Raw genomic sequence first — 20,251 nt, 5'->3', positions numbered from 1 at the left:
GGCAGGAGGTGGGTGTGTTGTCATTTCGGCCTCTGGTGGTGATGGCGTTGTATACGGCGGTGGTGGTGTTGCTGGCGTTTGAGGGCGCGTCCTATACCCGCAATTGGTCGCTGTTGCGCCTACATGCTGACGGTACCGACAGGCTGTTGGGTAATATTACCCAACTGCGCAGTGCGCTGGATCAGTACCGCTACCTGCCCTTTGTATTGACCCAGAGCCGCGAAGTCCGAGGGCTGTTACGCAACCCTAATGTCCAGTTCAGCGAGCCGGTCAACCGGTATCTTGAACAGATCAATCTTGTCGCGGGTTCCAGCGCACTTTTAGTGCTGGATCTGGGCGGCATTTTGCGGGCCTCCAGCAACTGGCGTGATCAGAGAACGTTGCTCGGTGGGGCTCAGGACAGCCGGGCCTATTTCCAGCAGGCGATCGACGGCAATGAAGGGCGTGAGTTTGTACACGAGGGGACCCCTTTGCGTCAGGCGCTTTACATGTCGGCGCCTATTTACGATCAGCAGCGCCTGATCGGCGTCGCAGCGATGCGTCTGGAGCTGGACAAGCTGCGCGAGCAACTCCCGATCGATTACCCGTTCATCATTACCGACCTTGCCGGGGAGAGACTGTTTGGTGTGATGATGCCGGAGACGCTGCCAGAGGTGAAACCCGAAACCTTAAGCGATGGCACAGAGATCCATCTCCTGATGCTTGAGGGCGTACCCTATCTTTCGCAAAGTGTTGTGCTGGACGATCTGAATTGGCGGGTCAGTGTGCTTGGCGATGCGCGTATTGTCCGGCAACAGCAGCGAATCGCGGCCGGAGCCATCGGAGGCGCTGGCTTTGCACTTGCACTGCTGTTTCTGTACCTGCGTGAATCTCGTCAAAAGCGCGTGCTTCAGCTCGAGCAGGCCAGAGAGCGTGCGCTGAGTCAGGAGCGCCAGCGCGACATGATCAGTACGGCGCAGGTGGGGCTAATCAACGTGGATGCTGCGGGGCTTATCCAGTTTATCAATCCGATGGCGATGCAGCAGTTCGGTGTGTCGTTGGAGCTGATGCGCAATAGGGCCGTTGAGGAACTTCTCAGCGGTGGTAGCAGCGAATTATTGCGCGAAACACTGGCCAATCTCGGGACTGACCGGTTCCAACCGTTGACCGGTGCAGAGATGGTCGGCCGGCGCGCCGATGGCACGCTGTTTCCGATGATGGTGTCGGTCCGAGGGATGACCGATCATCCGGAGCTCGGTTATCTGGTCACTATTATCGATATCAGCCGGCGCAAACGGCTGGAGCAAGCGTTGCGCGAGGCCAACGAGTCGCTCGAGCACAAAGTGGCCGAGCGTACTCGCGCGCTGGAAGAGGCTCAGGCGGAGCTGGTACAGGCCGGAAAGTTGGCGGCTCTCGGGCGCATGTCAGCATCGGTGGTGCATGAGTTGAATCAACCGCTCACGGCCATTCGTACCTACCTTGCGATCTGCCGGAGGCAACTCGATAAGCCTGATCAGCAGCGCGAAAATCTGCGCCAACTGGAAAGTCTTATCGACCGCATGGCACTGATAACCGGCCAGCTCAAAACCTTTGCCTATCGTAAGCCTGAGCAGGTGGGACCGGTGCCGGTGGCACAGTCGATCGACCAAGTGCTGGCGATGTTTCGTGGGCGGTTTGGTGAGATGAACCTACAGCTCGAATATGATGCCCCTGAGTCGGGCCTGCATCTGGCGGGCGATCAGGCACGCTTTGAGCAAGTGCTGATCAACCTGGTTAAAAATGCCTGCGATGCAATGCAGCCCAATCCCGGGCCCCACATACTCAGCCTGACGGTAGGCGCCGACGACACTGCTGTAACGCTCCGTGTGGCGGATAATGGCTTGGGCATCGCCAGTGAGCACCAGTCCCAGCTATTCGAGCCGTTCTTTACCACCAAAGAGGTCGGGAGTGGACTTGGATTGGGGCTGGCGATCGTGAAGTCCATCGTGCGGGATCTCGGTGGCGACATACGGGCGTTTAACCGCCCTGAAGGCGGTGCCTGCTTCGAGTTGAAATTGAAACGTTTTAAAGCGTCACTCGAAGATGAGCGAAAATCGAGTGATAGCGGACAAGAGGTGCTATGAAATCTGAGCTCCCGACCCAGGCCGTCAATGATTGCCGGTGCGTGATGCTGGTTGACGACGAAGCGATGGTGCGTGAGGCCACACAGCAGTGGCTTACGATCTGTGGATTTCATGTTGTCAGTCTCTCCAGCGCTGAGCAGGCGCTAAAACATCTGGATGACGCCTGGCCCGGCGTGCTGCTGACGGATGTGCGTATGCCCGGTATGGACGGTCTTGAGCTTATGCGCGAGGTTCAAACGCGAATACCCGATTTGCCGGTTATCCTGTTGACTGCCCATGGTGATGTCGATATGGCGATCAGTGCCATGCACGAAGGCGCCTATGATTTTATCGAGAAACCCTACGTTCCCGACCGTTTGGCGGAGACGTTGCAGCGGGCCTGTGACAAGCGCCGTCTGACACTTGAAAACCGTCGTCTGCATCAGGATCTGGCCAGCCGGTCGGGCCTTGCCAGCAAGCTGATCGGTATATCGCCGGCTATCAGCCGGGTACGCGATGAGATCCTGTTGCTGGGTCAACTCAACACCAATGTCATCATTTACGGTGAAACAGGCACCGGCAAGGAGCTGGTCGCACAGTGTCTACATGAGTTCAGCCCACGGTCGAACAAGCCTTTCGTGCCGATTAACTGTGGTGCCATACCCGAGAGCCTGATTGAAAGCGAACTGTTCGGGCATGAGGCTGGAGCGTTCACCGGTGCCAACAAGCGGCGTATCGGCAAGTTCGAATATGCCAGCGGCGGCACCTTGTTCCTCGATGAGATCGAGAGCATGCCGGTGAATTTGCAGGTAAAACTGCTTAGGGCATTGCAGGAGGGGGTCATTGAAAGGCTTGGGTCCAACCAGTCGATCCCGGTGGATCTGCGCGTCGTGGCGGCGGCGAAGGTGGATCTGCGCGACGAAGAGCAGTTTCGAGAGGATCTGTTCTACCGATTGTGCGTCTCCGAACTGCATCTGGCTGCTTTGCGCGACCGACTGGATGACGTGCCGTTATTGTTTGCTCATTACGTGGCGCGTGCTGCTACGGATCATCAGCGCGAACCGCGCCCGCTGAGCGATCACGATATCAGTGCGCTTCAGTCCTACGCCTGGCCCGGTAACGTGCGTGAGCTCAAGAACGTTGCGATACGCTTTGCGCTCGATCACCGCACCTCCGCGGCAGAGCTGCTCTCCCGAGGTCAGGCACCACAGATAACCCCCCGCATTAATCAGCGCGGTTTGCCTCTGGCGGTGCAAGTGGCTGAATTCGAAGCGCAGGCGATCCGCCTCTGTCTGAAAAAGCATCAGGGCAATATCAAGCTGGTAATGGATGAACTCGATCTGCCGCGGCGCACGCTCAATCAAAAGATGCAGCGCTTCGGTATCAACCGCAGTGAGTTTGTAACGGATGAGATGCCGTAAGCAAAATTTTGCTTATTCGCTCTTGAAAGCATGAGCAAAAAATTGCCTATTGCAGGCTTTTAAACCGGCAGGTATTGAAAATACAGCATAAAAACAATGATTTAGATTTATTGTGGCGTTTGGCCTGTCCTTTGCTTTACTTGATGTACTCCTTGTGGGGGATCTGATCCGCAACGACCACCCCGTCGTTTGCAAACAAGGATCACGACATTAAGAAGCACAATAAAGGACGCAGGAATGACAATGAACAAACGCAACTTCATCAAGGGTATGGGTGCGGCACTCGCGATGGGCATCGCAGCGTCGAGCATGAGTCTCGCTCAGGCGGCTGAGGATAACCGCTCCTATATTCTGGCGACCGCGTCGACTGGCGGTACTTTCTATCCGGTTGGTGTTGCACTGGCGACACTGGCGAAAGTAAAGCTTGAACCGACCATCGGTCTGTCTCTCTCTGCAATCAACTCAGCGGGCTCTGGCGAGAACGTGAAGCTGATGCGTGAAAATGAAGCTCAGTTTGCGATCCTTCAGGGTTTGTACGGTGCATGGGCGTGGGCTGGTGAGGGCGAACTCAAGGAAGCGGGTCAGCAGCAGTACCTGCGCTCAGTCTCCATGCTGTGGCAGAACGTCGAGCAGTTTGTTGTGCGTTCAAGCTACGCGAAAACCGGCACCATCGACGATCTCAAAGGGCTGGAAGGCGAAAAGTTCTCGATCGGCAAGAAAAACTCCGGCACTGAAGGTTCTGGTCGCACCATTCTTGGTAACCTGGGCATCGACCCTGATTCATTCAACCTCGCCTACATGGGCTACGGTCCCTCTGCCGATGCCATGCAGAACGGTGCTATCGACGGCATGAACATTCCGTCCGGCGTGCCGACCTCCGCGATCACGCGTGCTTATGCGGCGATGGGCTCCGACATTCAGATCCTGTCGTTCACTGATGATCAGATGGCCCGTGCAAACGGCAACTACAAGCTGTGGACACGCTTCACCATTCCTGAAAACACATACCCTGGACAGACTCAGGCTGTTGATACCATTGCACAGCCAAACTTCCTGGCGGTTCGCGATGACATCTCCGAAGAGGATGTCTATCAGCTGACCAAGACCATCTATGAGAACCTGCCGTTCCTGAACGGTATCCACGCTGCGACAAAAGCAATGGCGCTGGAAAAAGCCATTGCCGGTCTTCCGGTTCCGCTGCACCCGGGTGCTGTGCGTTACTACCGTGAAGTGGGTCTGACGATCCCTGATCATCTGATCGCTCAGTAAGGCGCTTAAGCGTCCCTCAGCAGTCGACCGGGCCCTGACAGGGGCCCGGTCAGTGGCTCACTAAAAAGAACCGAGGATGTATCCAATGACGGCAACGCCAATGGATGACCAGCAAACGGCCGAAAAGCTCAAGAGTCTGGAGCTGACGCAGCGTGAAGAGGCGTCGCTCAGTGGTCGATTCGTCTACTGGGCTGGTGTGCTCTTCGCCCTTGCGCATATCTATTTCAACACGCTGGGCACAATGTCCGAGCTCTGGGTTTCGGCGATTCACTTCAGCGGCTTTGCCCTGATCACAGCACTTATGGTGCCGCTGCATAGCGCATCGACACCGGGGCGCGCCAAACTGATTCTGGTAATCGACCTGATTATTGGCCTGGCTGCAGTCGCGACAACCGTCTACCTGATGCTGTATGAAGATGCGTTGTATGCCCGTGGCGTACATTTCATCACCTCGGACTGGATCGTCGCTGTTATTGCTATCCTCATCTCGCTTGAGATGACACGCCGCACCACGGGCTGGTTTATACCCTCGTTGATCGTAGTCGCGCTGACGTACGTTTTCTGGTGGGGGCAGTACGTACCGGGCATGTTCCAGTTTCCGGGACTGAGCCTTGAGACGGTACTGTTTCGCAGTTACTTCTCGTCCGAAGGGATGTTCGGTGCAATCGCACAGATCTCCTGGACGTACGTATTCATGTTCATCCTGTTTGGGGCCTTCCTGGTGAAGTCCGGAGCGGGTGATTTCATTATCGAGCTCTCGCGCTGTGTGGCCGGTCGCTTTGTCGGCGGCCCGGGGCTTGTTGCTGTCTTTGGGTCGGGGCTGATGGGGTCTGTATCAGGCTCGTCCGTGGCCAATACGGTCTCCACCGGCGTTATTACCATTCCGATGATGCAAAAAGCGGGGTTCCCTGCACGTTTCGCAGCCGGTGTCGAAGCGGCGGCGTCTACAGGCGGGCAGTTGATGCCGCCGGTTATGGGAGCAGGGGCCTTCATCATGGCTTCCTACACCCAGATACCTTACGTGACCATTATCGGTATCGCGGCATTGCCGGCGCTGCTCTATTTTCTCTCCGTCGGATTCTATGTGCGGGTTGAAGCCAAGCGCAGTCACGCCTCAGCCGTTGAGCTGGATGCCCGTCCATTTAAAACCGTGATGAAGGAGGGGTGGCACTGCCTGCTGCCAATCATCGTGCTGGTCGCGTTGCTGATATACGGCTACACGCCGACCTATGCCGCAGGTATCTCCATCATTTCGGTGGTGTTTGCCTCCTGGCTGTCGCCCAACAAGATGGGCTTGCGCGATATTCTCGATGCGCTGGCGCAAGGCTCCCGGAATATGGCGACCACCGCGATGCTGCTGATCGCTGTGGGTATCGTAGTAAACGTCGTGGCGATGACCGGTATCGGTAATACGTTCTCGTTAATGGTGACTGATTGGGCTGGCGGAAGTTTGCTGATCACCATTGTGTTGGTGGCACTGGCATCGCTGATTTTGGGTATGGGGTTGCCGGTAACGGCCGCCTATATCGTGCTGGCGACACTGTCGGCTCCGGCGCTGTATAACCTGATGGCCGAGCGTGAACTGATTGATCTGATCGCCTCCGGTCAGCTGCCGGAAGCGGCCCGAACCATCTTCATGTTGATCGACCCCAATGCACTGACAGCCCTGGCGCAGCCGATGTCGCCAGCCGATGCGGCCGCGTTGGTGGCTCAGGTACCGGCGGATTTCAAAAGCCAGCTGATGCAGCAGGCGCTGGATCCGGCGATGTTGGCGATGCTGCTGGTGTCGGCTCACATGATCATCTTCTGGCTGTCGCAGGATTCCAATGTGACACCACCTGTGTGTCTGACGGCATTCGCTGCTGCGGCTATCGCGAAGACACCGCCGATGTTGACCGGTTTCACCGCGTGGAAGTTGTCCAAGGGGCTGTATGTGGTGCCGCTGCTGTTTGCCTATACGCCGTTCATCGGTGGTAGCTGGTCTGAGGTTCTTACCATCTTCCTGTTCGGTATCCTCGGCATGTACGCCTTCGTCGGTTTCATGGAGGGGTTTCTGGAGGGCAAGCTGAACATTGCTCTAAGGATTCTCAGTGGCGTTTGTGCGCTGGGGCTGCTCTGGCCGCACGGGCACCTGACATATGATCTGATCGCCGCTGTCGTCTTTGTGGGGCTGTTTATCTACAGCCGGCGTTTCGATCAGCCGGCGACGCAGGTCCAGCCCGGATAACGGGCGGTTTGACCAGTCAAAAAAGGCGGTGCATTGACACCGCCTTTTTTATTTCTGTGTGCGATCACCCAGCAATAGAACTGTGATCTTAAGGGCGAATGTTTGGGTTTTATGACAGCGTGCGAGTGTCACTGACCGTCGAGCGATCAGCGAACATTGATCTCGACCCGCCGGTTCTTGGGTTCGCGGGTATTATCCGGTGTCTCCACAAGCAGTTCGGTTTCGCCTTTGGCGAAGGTCTTGATGGTGTGTACATCAATACCCAGATTGACGAGATCCTGCTTGACCGCTTCTGCGCGGTCTTTCGATAGCCGCATGTTCAGGTCAGCCGGGCCGCTGGTATCGGTGTGGCCTGTTACCAGTACTTCCGGTGCACTACGCTCCAGCACAGCGTTATAGATCTCTTGTGCCAGTTCACGTGATTCAGGTGTCAGCTCGTCAGTGGCGAACCTGAAATAAACCTGAGAGTAGTAGGGGGCTGCCGGTATAGCGTCCACCGCATCGCCAAATGTGCCTCGAAGTTCATCGGCGTTGCCAGTATAGGTTTTGGCCTGATCGCCACTGAGCGTCATGGCGCTGTAGTCACCTTCAAGCTGGTACTGCTCTCCGGAGTTGAGCGTCACAGTCACTACGCCCACTTGACCCTCTTCGGGCATCACCATAAACACTTCGCCAGCCGGACAGAATGGCGGTGGATTAGTCGACAACACCAGTGATTCAGCGGGTGTGTGGGGGCGAAGATCGGATATCGGTTTATCTGGCCCCAGTGTGTTGACCGCCCCGCTGTAAACGGTGCAGCCAGAGAGACTCAGTATCAGAACCAGCGGGGCAACAGACTTTCCCTGTCTCGTCATGACGGGGTTACTCCTTAGGTGAAACCTTCACGGAGAACTCGGTTCCCCTGACGGCGAGTATGGCCGACGGTGTCTTGACCGTCATAGCCCCCGGCTTCTTTTCAGTGAGCTTGCCCGCAATTGCCGACAACGTGCCCTGTTTCATCGACAGGTTGAAGTCGCCGTCGTGAGTGTTCCGGTCGAAACTGAAGCGATCCAATGCTATGCGGGAGTTCGGGCCGATGGCAACGCGGGAATCGTCAAGAAACAGAAGGCCGATCGCGCCGTCAGTGCCGGTTTGAATGCTGTCCTGGCTGTAGACCTCTTGCCCCAGAGTTGCCTCGACCGTCTGTCCGTCGCGTTCGATGGAGGCGCTGCCTTTGAGTGTCTTGATCGTGCCGATACTGGCTTCATCAGCATGAGCGAAAAGGGTGGGAAGCGTTAAGGCTAAAATAATGACGGTTTTTCGGAGGCAGCTAAACATAAAATATTCCTTTTTATTCCGCCTGTATAAACATAGCCGCTGGTATGAATAGCAGCTGATATGGCTGGCGAGGACTGCCTCCCTTTTCGGGCCTCGCAACGATGATTAGGTTTAACTCTTAGTTAACGATAGTGCAAGCATCCTATATTTATCATGCGATAATTTCATTAAACATGAAGTCTACGTGCACATAACTGATATAGGGGGCGGAAATCTACTGATTTTCCAGCATCGCATTCAGGTAACTTGAGCCGGCGTTCATACAGTCAAAAACATGCAGCCCGAGCTCTTGTGCCAAATCTGCGCAGAGATTGATGCCGCGACAGCTATTGCCCTTGCTGTCGAGCAATGGCGAATAGGACGCGATGCCAACCTGACGATTGACCACCGACATTACGCCGCCACTCACGCCGCTTTTGGCCGGAACCCCGACGCGGTAAGCCCATTGTCCCGAATAGTCATACATGCCGCAGGTAAACATGATGGACATCATGTCCTTGACGCGGTCAATGTCGAACACCTCGGCCTTGGTGATCGGGTTTGTCCCCAGGTTTGATAAGGTCGCCGCGATGGTTGCCAAGTCCCGACAGTTGACCAGGATGGAGCACTGCTTGAAGTAGATATCCAGTGCAGCCTCTACGTGCTCGGGCACCATGCCGAAGTTGAGCAGCAGATAGGCGATGGCTCGGTTGCGGTGTCCGGTGCGGGACTCAGAGCGGTACACCTCCTCATCGAACTCGAGCTGGCGTCCCGCTGCGGCGCTAAAACGGCTCATGATTTCGTGGAAGGTGCGCTCACCATAGTGCTGATACAGCATCGCGGTGACGGTGATTGCGCCGGCGTTGACCATTGGATTGAAAGGACGGTTGGTGATCTTTTCAAGTTCAATCGAGTTGAACGCATCACCGCTGGGTTCCACCCCCACATGTTTGGAAACCCGCTCCTCGCCATAGGCTTCCAGCGCCATACCGTAGGTCAGAGGCTTGGATATCGATTGAATGGTGAAACAGACATCGGAGTTGCCGGCTTCCACGACACGGCCATCAGCGGTAACGACAGCCACTCCGAAATGGTCCGGATTGGCCTTTCCGAGTTCCGGGATATAGGTGGCAATCTCACCTTCGTAGTGCGATGCGTGTTTAGTATGTAGGTGGTCGATCAGTTCCTGTAGCCAGTTCGGTTCCTGCATCAAACACCTCTCACATGCCATTGTTTGGGGCAATAATCGAGCAAGGCGCTACGCATAAAATATGCCATTAACTGACTGGACGATCAGAATTTTATTTTATGTCTCTAAGTGTTTATTAATATTGGCGTAACAATTAGGGAAGTCGCGTATCTATTTATACAATCACGCTCATCGCGGTTCTGGGTGCGCTAAATAAGTGCAGCCTGCGGGGTGATGGTGCATATAAACACGGTCAACGGATCTCTATATTTATTTCATAAAGCGGCTGGCCGTTGGGAAATTTTCATGCTTAGCTAAAACGGCAGTTTACCAAGCCTAAATAACGGTCATGGATGAGGTGTGACGATTTGATCAGGCTGGAAATCGGTAACACCCACTCAGTGCTGTCTCCCTTCCTGAAAGGCTGGATTCTGCCGGTTGGCCTGCTGTTGCTGCTGCTGTTTCACCTGCTGGGTTTCATTCCCATGCAGTCTGCCCTGAGGGGCTTCTGTTTCGATCTCTACCAGATAATGTTTCCCCGTGAACGCGTATCCGGCCCTGCTGTTATTGTCGATATCGATGAAGAGAGTCTGAAACGCTTTGGGCAATGGCCCTGGCCGCGCAGCCGCTTGGCGGAGTTGGTCGAACGTGTCGGGGAGGCACAGCCTGCAGCGATCGGCATCGATATCATCATGCCTGAGCCCGACCGTATATCCCCGTGCAGCGTCGGCAGGCTGATCCCGGGCATTCGGCCCGCCTTGCTGGAGGAGTTGTGCAGCCTGCCGAGCAATGACGAGCGTCTGGCCCAGGTACTTAGGCGATATCCTACGGTGCTGGGCGTGGCCGGTATAAACGATACGCGTGCCACAGTGCTGCTTACCACGCCGGTACAGGTCATAGGCGGTGACCCACTACCCTTCGTGCGGCGGTATCGGTCTGCATTGTCCAGTATCGATCCGCTACAAAATGCCGTCGCTGGACATGCCATCCTGAGCGCTGATATGGATCGGGGCGTTGTGCGTCGTGTACCGATGGTCGCGGCGGTTGGAGAGCATCTTTTTCCGTCGCTTTCGCTCGAGATGCTGCGCCTTGCGATTGGCAGCCCAGCCTTTTCGGTGACCTCGGATGGCCGCGCTATTCAGGCGGTAGGTGCAGGAGAACTGAACATTCCGACGCAAGCCGATGGTTCGATGTGGGTCCATTACAGCCGACATGACCCGTCCCGTTTCGTATCCGCGGCCCGGATATTGGATGGCGATTTCGAAACCAGTCTGTTTGAGCGCAAGCTGGTATTGATCGGGTTTACCGGGTTGGGACTGGTGGACTTCCCCAGTACCGCACTGGGGGAGCGAGTGCCGGGCGTGGAGATTCATGCGCAGGTGCTGGAAACCGTGTTCGATGGCACCACGCTGGTTCGCCCCGGTTGGGCGCCCGTGGCCGAGGGCGCAATGATGCTACTGCTAGGGTTTATCGTGATCTACCTGCTGCCGAGGCTGCGGGTCTGGTTTCAGTTGCCCGTCGTCGTTGTGCTGGTCTGTCTGTTGGCCGGAACAGGGCTGGTGCTCTACACCCGATACCAGTTGCTGATTGATGTGGCCTCGCCGTACCTGCTATTCGCGGTGCTGTATGTGGCGCTTCTGGCTGACGCAATGATGACGGGTGAAGGCAAGATCGAAGTGCTTGAGGAGGATCTGCGTGAGCAGCGTGAGGCGGCGCTACGCATTCAGGGTGAGATGGAGGCCGCCAAGCGGTTTCAAATGAGTATGGTGCCAGATCCTGACGAGGTGTTTGCAATGGAGCCCCGGATCGATCTCGCGGCGATGATGGAACCGGCCAAAATGGTCGGTGGTGATCTCTACGACTGCTTCATGCTGGATGAGCATCGGGTGTTTTTCATCATCGGCGATGTGTGCGGCAAAGGCGTACACGCGGCGCTGTTTATGGTTATCAGTAAAACGCTCTGTAAAAGTGTGGCACTCAGGAATCATCAGGATATCGATCTGGGCGAGCTGGTGACTCAGGCCAACAGAGAGATCGCGCGCGACAACCCCGAAATGCTCTTTGTGACCGCATTTATCGCGATTCTTGATCTGCGCAATGGTGAACTGGTCTATGTCAACGCAGGTCACGAGCCCCCGGCGCTGACGGCACCGGGCTGTCGTGTGGGATCGCTCATTCACAGTAGCGGCCCGCCGATCGCCATCATGGATGACTACCAATACGATACTTTTCGTCACCGGCTATCGAGCGATGAATTCCTGTGCATCTTCACTGATGGCATTACGGAGGCTGCTGACCCTGAGCAGATGCTGTACGGCCGGGAACGCCTGGAGAAGGTGATCGAGTCGCCGACGCCCGAATCGGACTCGAAGGCGCTGATGGCGTCTATCGAACAATCGGTTCGCCGCTTTATGGGCGAGGCTGAACCGGCAGATGATCTGACAATCATGGTGGTGCGTTGGCGCAAACCAGACTAGTTTCTAACGTTAAAGCGGGTCGTTAACGCTTTTCATAAAAATGGATGAGGTGAGGCATGAATATCGAAGGGGAAGAGATTGAGTCCGGCATTTTGAAGATCAATTTGTCCGGACGCATGGATATCGAGGGAGTCAAAACGATAGAAACGCGCTTTGGCGAACTCGCCGGTGGCGAGCATGCTGGCGTGATTGTCGATATGGGGGATGTGCCCTATATGTCATCGATCGGCATTCGGGCGTTGCTGATCAATGCCAAAGCCGTGAGCCGCCGCGGGGGGAAATATGTGGTGTTCAACCCCCAGCCGGATGTGAAAAGTGTGCTTGAGATATCGGGCATCGACAAAATAATGGACGTCTGTATGGATTACAGTCTGGCACTCGGAAAGGTATCCCAATAAAAAGGTGGATTGGGTTTGGAGCTGACAGAATTCAAAGGGGAAACCCCGTTACTGGTCATCAGTAATGAGGCATCGGAGATACCGCGGATGAGCCGGTGGCTCGACGCCGCCTTGCGGCAGCATCAGGTTTCCAAGGCGCAACGCTTCAAGTTTGACCTCTGCGCCAACGAGGCGGTCACGAACATCATCTTTTACGCCTTTCCCGATAAGGGCGAACGGCAGATTTTGCTGGAGTTAGGTGTGGGGGAGGATGAGATCTCGCTTTTGATCGAAGATGACGGCGTGCCGTTCAACCCGGTTGAGGCGCCTGAGCACAAGAAGCCCTCGTCATTGGATGACGCGCCCATTGGCGGATTGGGAATCGATCTGATCAGGCACTATATGGACCGCTGTGAATATGAGCGCAGCAACAACAAAAACAGGCTGAAACTGACCAGTTTAAAATCGAATCAGGCGAGAGAAAAAGTTTGAACCCGACACATGATGTGCCACTGTTCATGAAATAACGAACACGCTATTCTAACCGAACGGTCGTGAAGGCATGACCGGCGTCGCTCGGACGGTTCCGGGCGCTTACGTGACAAGAGGTTAGTATGGCCGATTCATCTGGCACACCCCCCGTACGTCGATTTTCCCGTATCGATCGTCTTCCCCCCTATGTATTCAATATCACAGCCGAACTGAAGATGGCCGCGCGCCGTCGTGGCGAAGATATTATCGATTTCAGCATGGGCAACCCCGATGGCCCGACGCCGCCGCACATCGTTGAAAAGCTGTGCACCGTGGCCCAGCGTGATGATACCCACGGCTACTCGACCTCCCGCGGTATTCCGCGTCTTCGTCGGGCGATATCGCACTGGTATCGCGACCGTTACGATGTCGAGATCGATCCGGAAGAGGAAGCGATCGTTACCATCGGGTCGAAAGAGGGGCTTGCGCATCTGATGCTGGCGACCTGCGATCATGGCGATATGGTGCTGGTGCCCAACCCCAGTTACCCAATTCATATCTACGGCGCGGTTATTGCGGGTGCGCAGGTACGATCTGTACCGCTGATTCCCGGTGTCGATTTCTTTGTGGAGCTTGAGCGCGCAATCCGTGAAGCGATCCCCAAACCGAAGATGATGATTCTGGGCTTTCCGTCCAATCCGACGGCTCAGTGCGTAGAGCTGGATTTCTTCGAGCGTGTGGTCGCGCTGGCCAAGCAGTACGGCATCATCGTCGTACACGACCTGGCCTATGCCGATATCGTCTACGACGGCTGGAAAGCACCGTCGATCATGCAGGTGCCGGGTGCCAAGGATGTTGCGGTGGAGTTCTTTACGCTGTCCAAAAGCTACAATATGGCGGGCTGGCGTATCGGTTTCATGGTCGGTAACAAAGAGCTCGTGCATGCCTTGGCGCGAATCAAGAGTTACCACGATTACGGTACCTTTACACCGCTGCAGGTAGCGGCCATAGCCGCGCTTGAGGGTGACCAGCAGTGCGTACGCGATATCGCCGAACAGTACCGTCAGCGCCGGAACACTCTGGCCAAGGGGCTGCATGAAGCGGGGTGGATGGTCGATATTCCCAAGGCATCGATGTATATCTGGGCCAAGATTCCAGACCCCTACCGTGAGATGGGCTCGCTGGAGTTCTCCAAAAAGCTGCTGGCGGATGCCAAGGTCTGTGTCTCGCCGGGAATCGGCTTTGGCGACTACGGTGACGATTATGTACGTTTTGCACTGATCGAGAATCAGGATCGTATTCGTCAGGCGGTGCGTGGCATAAAGGCGATGTTCCGTAAAGATGGCCTGATTGACCTGCCCTCGAACAAACGCTGATTTTAACCCTCTCAAAAGAATGTAGCGGTGGTCTAGCGAGACTGCCGCTACACCCTTTCCCAAGATCCGTAGAAACGCTCCAGCTGCATCGCCACCCTCGGAAACGCTTCCTGTAACAGATCGGGCCGTTCAAAATGGTATTCACTGGTGACGGCGAAAAACTCGGCCGGAGAGGTAGCGCCGTAGGGATCGATCAGGGGCCTGTGCCCCTGTGTGAGCTGTTGGTTCAGGCTGTCAAAAGCGTCGCTGAAATCTGCCGTCCATTGCACGGGGTCCATCCCTTTATGCAGTGGGGGAAAGCCGTTAAACGCGCCGTTGCGGTCATCAAGAATATGCGCGATCTCGTGAATGACTACATTGCGGCCATCGCATCTGGCGCCGGCTTCGAGCACGTCAGGCCATGACAGCACCAGCGTGCCGTGCTCCCAGGCTTCACCGCTTAAAGGTTCGTAGTGTTCGTGTACCACGCCGAACTCGTCACGCTCCTCGCGGTGTACAAGGAATGCATCCGGATAGATAACCAGATCATGCAGTTCGCTCAACCAGTGGTAACCCAGGTGCAGAACCGGCAGGCAGGCCAGGGCTGCGATTCTGATCGCCATTTCGAGGTTTGGCTCAAGATCGTCGCCGCCGAAGAAGCGCTTTTCAGCCAGAAACTGCTCGGTCAGGGTTTTCAGATCGGTCTGCTCGTTGGCGCCTAATGCGGCAAGAAGGGGCGTGGTTTCGAGGGTTTGTCGCCAAAGTCTGGCGTCGACAGGGGCGATCTGCTGATGGGTACCGCTTAAGTAGGCCAGCAATTTTTCCAGCACAGTCACATTCCGGTAAGGCGTTGGTTTCAGTTTACCCCAATATTGTCGCTCTCTTTTGCTAGTCTTTTGAAGCAGTGCAGCGAGGGCAGCATTCTGTGTCGAGTCGAGCTATCATGTGCGCCCCGTTTTACCCCTAGCCATAGATGGAGTTCAGGTTTTGTCCCACGAGCAGTTTATCCCCGGTCAGCGTTGGATCAGTAATACCGAAGCGGATCTGGGGTTAGGCATCGTCATAGAGTGCGCCAACCGCCGGGTGGAGATCGGTTTTCCGGCAGTGATGGAACAGCGCACCTATGCGGTCGATAACGCGCCTTTGAGCCGTGTGATCTATGAACCCGGTGAGCGGGTCAACAACCACCTTGGTGACGCGCTTGAGATACTTGAGCGTTTCGAAAACCGGGGCTGTTACATATACCGCTGTAGCGACAATAACGGCGAGGAAGTGATCCTGACCGAGCCTGAGCTCGACAGCGCCGTGCACTTCGCCCGCCCCGAGCAGCGCCTGTTAGCCGGCCAGATCGATCGCAACGGCCTGTTCAAACTGCGTGTGCGTACGCTTGAGCACCACCATCGGCTGATGAGCTCGCCCGTGTACGGATTGTTGGGTGCCCGCGTGCAGTTGCTGCCGCATCAGTTCCATATCGCAGTGGAGCTCTCCTCACGTGAGCACCCAAGAGCGCTGCTCGCCGATGAGGTCGGTTTGGGCAAGACCATCGAAGCGGGCCTTGTCATGCATCAACGGCTGATCAGCGGCCGTGCCAAGCGTGTGCTGGTTGTCGTGCCGGACAATCTTGTGCACCAATGGCTTATCGAGATGCTGCGTCGCTTCAATCTGATGTTCACGCTGCTGGACGAAGAGCGTTGCGAAGCGCTGCTGGAGTCTTTCAGCGGTAACCCGTTTGAATCCAGCCAATTGGTACTCTGTCCGCTATCACTGCTGACTCAGCGCGATGCGCGCCTTCGACAAGCGCTACTGGCCAGCTGGGACCTGCTGGTGGTGGATGAAGCGCACCATCTGGGCTGGGCACCCAATGCCGTCAGTCATGGCTACAGCTGCATTCAGGCACTGGCTGAAACAATTCCCGGGGTGCTGCTGCTGACAGCAACGCCCGAACAGTTGGGGCCTGAAGGCCACTTCGCACGTCTGCGCCTGCTTGATCCTGAGCGCTACCACGATCTGGACAGCTTTATCGCCGAAAGTGATCGTTTCCACCACTTGAGCAGTGCCATTGCGCCGCTGCTGGAGGAGGGCGGGGCGCAGCTACTGGCGGCGGACAGCCGGGTGCAGCAGGAGATCGCCGGATGGCTGGGCAATGAAGCGCTCGGTAACTGGCTGGCACTACCGTTGGAGCAGCGCGAGCAGGGACTTGCCGCTTTGATCGCCTCCCTGATCGACCGACATGGTACCGGCCGCGTATTGTTCCGTAACACGCGCGAGAGCGTGAAAGGGTTCCGTTCGCGTCAGCTTGACGCGATTCCACTGCCGATGCCGCAGGTATATGAAGAAGCGGCAATGACGGCCAAGCTGGAGCAGACGCTGCATCCCGAGCTGTTGTTGGGGGCTGATTGGGTTGAGTTCGATCCCCGCGTTGAGTGGCTGGTTGATTGGCTGCGCGAGAACCGCAAGGAAAAAGCACTGGTCATCTGTGCGCGGGCCGAGACCGCCATCGCGCTGGAAGAGTACCTCAATCTGCGCCAGGGACTGCGTACGGCGGCCTTCCACGAAGGCATGTCGTTGATCAATCGTGACCGAGCCGCGGCGTATTTCGCCGATATGGAGCTCGGTGCACAGGTACTGATCTGCTCCGAGATCGGCTCGGAAGGGCGTAACTTCCAGTTTGCCAGCCATCTGGTGCTGTTTGATCTGCCGCTGAGCCCTGATCTTCTGGAGCAGCGAATCGGTCGTCTTGACCGTATCGGTCAGCGTTTCGATATTCAGATTCATGTTCCCTACTACCAGGATAGTGCCGTAGGTGTATTGCTAGACTGGTATGACAGCGGCCTTGAAGCGTTCAGCCGCGTTTGTGCAACCGGTGAGGCGATCTACCATCAGGTTGCCGATGAACTGAACGAATGCCTGCACGATCCGCAGAACGAGCAGGCGCTTGCGCAGCTGATCGCCGATACCAGCGGCGCTCGCATCGAGCTGGAGGCAAAACTGTCAGCTGGCCGTGACCGTCTGCTTGAACTTGGCAGCTGTGATCAGGATCGTGCTGAGGCTCTGACCGACGCGGTGGTCGAAGCCGAAGCAGGTGATGAGCTGCAATCTTATGCCGAGAAGCTGTTCGAGCGCTTCGGCGTTGATACTCAGCCGCATGGCGAAGATGGGCTCGTATTGCAGATGGGCGAGCATATGCTCTGCCAGCTGCCGGGTCTGGAGGACGAGGGCCTGACCCTGACCTTCAGCCGCGAGCGCGCTCTGTCCCGGGAAGATATCGAGTACATGAGCTGGGAGCATCCTTTGCTGGCCGGTACCATGGAGCTGATTCTGCGCGGCGAGTACGGCAATAACTCGCTGGTCACGCTTAAACTGCCGCCACTGCAGCCCGGTACGCTGTTGCTGGAGACTGTGTTCCAGCTGCATACCACAGCGCCACGTGCACTTCAGTTGCAACGTTATCTGCCCCAGGGTGTCGTACGTATACTGGTGGGCCCGAATGGCCAGAACCTGGCCGCTGCGCTAGGCCATGAACCGCTGAACAAGCTTGCCGAAACGGTATCGCGCATAGCTGCGCAGAATATGGTGCGTCTGGCACGCGAGCAGATCGTGACTCAAGTGAAGCAGGCCGATCTGCTCGCGCAGAAGGAGTTGCCCCCGCTGATTGAGCAGGCGCTTGAGCGTATGCATACCGAACAGGAAGCGGAGTATCAGCGGCTTAAAGAGCTCGCAGAGGTTAATTCGGGTATCCACCCGCAGGAGCTCGAAGCACTGGCCGCGAGACGTCAGCAGATGGCTGATGCGCTCTCCCGTGCCGAGCTGAAGCTCGATGCGGTGCGTGTGATACTGGTACGCGAGTAATTCGCGGCTTGATCGGGGTCCGGTTTTTTGCACGGGCCTCGATTATACTTAGTTTCATCACCCGTTCCCGGTGGAATCTCGCCGGTCTTGGGTAATGCGATGCACTTGATGTGAGGTGAGTCGATTTGAGCAACGTGTTCGCACGCATAGGCATGGTAGCGCTGCTTGCGCTTGTGCTGCTGATGCAGACGGTCAGTGCGCGTTCTGCCATGTCGATGACGCCGGGTATGCCAACGGGCAACTCTCACCTTGAGTATGCCTGTGAAGGGATATCCGGTTGTGACGGCACTGAGGTGCAGGCATTGGATTGCTGTGCCGATGAGATTGAGCAGCATTGCGCATCAGGCCTCTGTTCGGTGGCCGCGCTCTGCCTGCCTGTGTCGCTTACGCCGCTGGTGCCGCTTAACGCGGCGGGCCTCGGAGCATCCATTCAGCACTTCATGACAACGGTGATACCGCCGCCATTACCCCCTCCAAAAGCAGTCGTTTCCATTAGCTAACGCGTTGGTTCGACAATTTTTGGAGACTATTCAATGTCCACAATCCGTACTCTATCCGCCGGTGCGATCCTGCTCGGTACCTCTTTGTTGCTCTCAGCCTGTTCTGAAAGTTCGGCAACCGATCCTTCCGCGTCAGTCGATGGCAAGGTGTCGCCGGTTGAGCTTGAACTGTACAAAAGCCCGACCTGCGGCTGCTGTGAGAGCTGGTCAGAGCATGCCGAGAAACATAACTTCGTTTCGAACGTTCATCATCCGGACGATCTCAATGCCGTGAAGGATGAGCTGGGCGTCGCCCCGCGTTTCCGTTCCTGCCACACAGCTGTATCGCCAGAGGGCTACGTGTTTGAAGGGCATGTGCCGGCCAAGCTGATTCAGCGGTTCCTCGAGTCCCCGCCGGAGGATGCGCTGGGTCTGGCGGTGCCGGGCATGCCCGCCGGTAGCCCCGGCATGGAGATGGGCGATCGATTCCAACCCTATCCAGTTGTGCTGCTTCACAAGGATGGCAGCTTCGAGCTGTACGAGAAGATCGAAGAGCAGGCGCAGCAGTACTAAGCCGAAGGCCCGCCCAAACGGGGCGGGCTACTCATGATCTGAGTGAGCCACCTCGCTATACTGTGAGACACCTTAAGGACGACCGCGCAGAGGGGTGAGATGATAAAAATCGAAGGCATCGACCATATCGTGCTGCGTACCGGACAGATCGACGCAATGCTCGCGTTCTATATCGATCTGCTTGGCTGCACGCTGGAGCGGGATACCGGGCCCGAAACAGGCCTCGTGCAACTGCGGGCGGGGAACGCCCTGATCGATATTGTCCGCGTCGACAGCGAACTGGGCCGTGTCGGTGGCGGTGTGCCCACCGAAAAGGATAACAACCTCGATCACCTGTGCCTGAGACTCGAGCCGATCAGCGAGCAGGCACTGGGCGATTATCTGAAGTCGGCCGGTGTTGCAATGAGTAGCTTTGAAGAGCGCTACGGCGCGGAAGGCTTCGGTCCGTCGGTTTATATTCAGGATCCTGACGGCAATACGGTTGAATTACGTTCGGCGTTGGACAAGAATTAACCGTTTTTGCCGGACCACCGGCCGTATTCTTAAGAGTATCTCGAATGTCACTGCATCTGCTGCTGATCTTTATACCGGCCTGTTTCGCATTGAACCTGTCGCCGGGGCCCAATAACCTGCTGGCGATGAGCAACGCCCAGCGATACGGCCTGCGCCGTGCGGTGCTGGCCGGAGCCGGTCGCCTTGTCGCATTCTCGGTCATGATTGCGCTGGCCGCATCAGGCCTTGCCGTTGTACTGCATACATCCGAGCTGATCTTTACCGCGATCAAGGTGGCAGGGGCGCTGTACCTGTTCTGGATGGCGTACAAACTCTGGATAGCCGGTGTTACGCCCGACGAGGTTGCATTGGACGCCAATGGCAAAAGCCTCTTTGGCATGGCGCGTCAGGAGTTTCTGCTAGCGTCGGGTAACCCCAAGGCGATCCTTATCTTCACCGCGTTTTTGCCGCAATTCGTTGACCCTGCCGGTGATATGGCGGTGCAGTTCGCGATTGTCGGTGGCTTGTTCCTGATACTGGAGTGGGTCGCCATTGCGCTGTACGGCGCGGCGGGTCTTTATCTCAAGCAGTGGTTCTCGCGCCCGAGAGGGCAGCGCATCTTCAATCGCAGCTGCTCGGTTCTGCTTGCTGGGGCCGGTGGCGGTCTGCTCGCTTCGCGGAACTAAGCGTACAGT

The 20,251-nt window shown here is 56.6% G+C and carries 17 protein-coding genes; 13 read left to right on the top strand and 4 right to left on the bottom strand.

The window, feature by feature from the left end:
• The first annotated feature begins 14 nt into the window (after nucleotides 1–14).
• The 4 genes from ADIMK_RS19225 to ADIMK_RS19210 all read left to right on the top strand — a co-directional run bounded on the left by ADIMK_RS19225 (nucleotide 15) and on the right by ADIMK_RS19210 (nucleotide 6,998).
• On the top strand, nucleotides 15–2,102 hold the full coding sequence (locus ADIMK_RS19225) for a sensor histidine kinase (protein WP_036191451.1): 2,088 nt from the start codon (nucleotides 15–17) through the stop codon (nucleotides 2,100–2,102).
• Nucleotides 2,099–3,502, top strand: a complete 1,404-nt coding sequence (locus ADIMK_RS19220; RefSeq protein WP_051693132.1) for a sigma-54-dependent transcriptional regulator — start codon at nucleotides 2,099–2,101, stop codon at nucleotides 3,500–3,502. Before ADIMK_RS19225 ends, ADIMK_RS19220 begins: the two co-directional genes overlap by 4 nt.
• A 237-nt stretch (nucleotides 3,503–3,739) precedes the next feature.
• Nucleotides 3,740–4,771: a TAXI family TRAP transporter solute-binding subunit gene (locus ADIMK_RS19215; RefSeq protein ID WP_156043006.1), complete on the top strand. Its 1,032-nt coding sequence runs from the start codon at nucleotides 3,740–3,742 to the stop codon at nucleotides 4,769–4,771.
• Between the two features lie 85 nt (nucleotides 4,772–4,856).
• Complete coding sequence (locus tag ADIMK_RS19210; RefSeq protein WP_036191447.1) at nucleotides 4,857–6,998, top strand: TRAP transporter permease; 2,142 nt, start codon at nucleotides 4,857–4,859, stop codon at nucleotides 6,996–6,998.
• A 146-nt stretch (nucleotides 6,999–7,144) separates the two neighbouring features.
• On the opposite strand, the gene ADIMK_RS21520 is transcribed toward ADIMK_RS19210, so the two are convergent.
• The 3 genes from ADIMK_RS21520 to glsA form a co-directional block, all read right to left on the bottom strand.
• Nucleotides 7,145–7,852 carry an OmpA family protein gene (locus tag ADIMK_RS21520; protein WP_051693131.1) on the bottom strand — a complete coding sequence of 236 codons (708 nt, stop codon included), beginning with the start codon at nucleotides 7,850–7,852 and terminating at the stop codon, nucleotides 7,145–7,147.
• Between the two features lie 7 nt (nucleotides 7,853–7,859).
• Nucleotides 7,860–8,315 carry a FecR family protein gene (locus tag ADIMK_RS19200; protein WP_051693130.1) on the bottom strand — a complete coding sequence of 152 codons (456 nt, stop codon included), beginning with the start codon at nucleotides 8,313–8,315 and terminating at the stop codon, nucleotides 7,860–7,862.
• A gap of 214 nt (nucleotides 8,316–8,529) precedes the next feature.
• Complete coding sequence (gene glsA, locus ADIMK_RS19195; protein WP_197027586.1) at nucleotides 8,530–9,504, bottom strand: glutaminase A; 975 nt, start codon at nucleotides 9,502–9,504, stop codon at nucleotides 8,530–8,532.
• A 347-nt stretch (nucleotides 9,505–9,851) separates the two neighbouring features.
• Between glsA and ADIMK_RS19190 the strand changes: the two genes are divergently transcribed.
• The 4 genes from ADIMK_RS19190 (at nucleotide 9,852) to alaC (ending at nucleotide 14,184) form a co-directional block, all read left to right on the top strand.
• On the top strand, nucleotides 9,852–11,960 hold the full coding sequence (locus ADIMK_RS19190; protein ID WP_051693128.1) for a CHASE2 domain-containing protein: 2,109 nt from the start codon (nucleotides 9,852–9,854) through the stop codon (nucleotides 11,958–11,960).
• A gap of 56 nt (nucleotides 11,961–12,016) precedes the next feature.
• Nucleotides 12,017–12,358: an STAS domain-containing protein gene (locus ADIMK_RS19185; protein ID WP_036191443.1), complete on the top strand. Its 342-nt coding sequence runs from the start codon at nucleotides 12,017–12,019 to the stop codon at nucleotides 12,356–12,358.
• A 15-nt stretch (nucleotides 12,359–12,373) separates the two neighbouring features.
• Complete coding sequence (locus ADIMK_RS19180) at nucleotides 12,374–12,829, top strand: ATP-binding protein (RefSeq protein ID WP_036191441.1); 456 nt, start codon at nucleotides 12,374–12,376, stop codon at nucleotides 12,827–12,829.
• A gap of 122 nt (nucleotides 12,830–12,951) precedes the next feature.
• A complete protein-coding gene (gene alaC, locus ADIMK_RS19175) occupies nucleotides 12,952–14,184 on the top strand; it encodes an alanine transaminase (RefSeq protein ID WP_036191437.1) in 1,233 nt (410 codons plus the stop codon).
• A 47-nt stretch (nucleotides 14,185–14,231) separates the two neighbouring features.
• Here alaC and ADIMK_RS19170 read toward each other — a convergent pair whose 3' ends face one another.
• A complete protein-coding gene (locus ADIMK_RS19170; RefSeq protein WP_197027585.1) occupies nucleotides 14,232–14,993 on the bottom strand; it encodes a M90 family metallopeptidase in 762 nt (253 codons plus the stop codon).
• A gap of 157 nt (nucleotides 14,994–15,150) precedes the next feature.
• On the opposite strand from ADIMK_RS19170, the gene rapA reads away from it, so the two are divergent.
• From rapA to ADIMK_RS19145, 5 genes are all read left to right on the top strand, one after another.
• Nucleotides 15,151–18,012 carry an RNA polymerase-associated protein RapA gene (gene rapA, locus ADIMK_RS19165; protein ID WP_036191434.1) on the top strand — a complete coding sequence of 954 codons (2,862 nt, stop codon included), beginning with the start codon at nucleotides 15,151–15,153 and terminating at the stop codon, nucleotides 18,010–18,012.
• A gap of 125 nt (nucleotides 18,013–18,137) precedes the next feature.
• Nucleotides 18,138–18,512, top strand: coding sequence for a hypothetical protein (locus ADIMK_RS19160; RefSeq protein ID WP_036191431.1), 375 nt, complete (start codon nucleotides 18,138–18,140; stop codon nucleotides 18,510–18,512).
• A gap of 33 nt (nucleotides 18,513–18,545) precedes the next feature.
• Nucleotides 18,546–19,064: a DUF411 domain-containing protein gene (locus tag ADIMK_RS19155; protein WP_036191428.1), complete on the top strand. Its 519-nt coding sequence runs from the start codon at nucleotides 18,546–18,548 to the stop codon at nucleotides 19,062–19,064.
• Nucleotides 19,065–19,163: 99 nt separating this feature from the next.
• Nucleotides 19,164–19,577: a VOC family protein gene (locus tag ADIMK_RS19150; RefSeq protein ID WP_036191425.1), complete on the top strand. Its 414-nt coding sequence runs from the start codon at nucleotides 19,164–19,166 to the stop codon at nucleotides 19,575–19,577.
• Between the two features lie 44 nt (nucleotides 19,578–19,621).
• Nucleotides 19,622–20,242, top strand: a complete 621-nt coding sequence (locus ADIMK_RS19145; RefSeq protein ID WP_036191422.1) for a LysE family translocator — start codon at nucleotides 19,622–19,624, stop codon at nucleotides 20,240–20,242.
• The last annotated feature ends 9 nt before the right edge of the window (nucleotides 20,243–20,251 follow it).

Source organism: Marinobacterium lacunae (genome assembly GCF_000705555.1).
Lineage (GTDB): Bacteria > Pseudomonadota > Gammaproteobacteria > Pseudomonadales > Balneatricaceae > Marinobacterium_D > Marinobacterium_D lacunae.
This window is presented reverse-complemented; position numbering and strand designations above follow the sequence as displayed.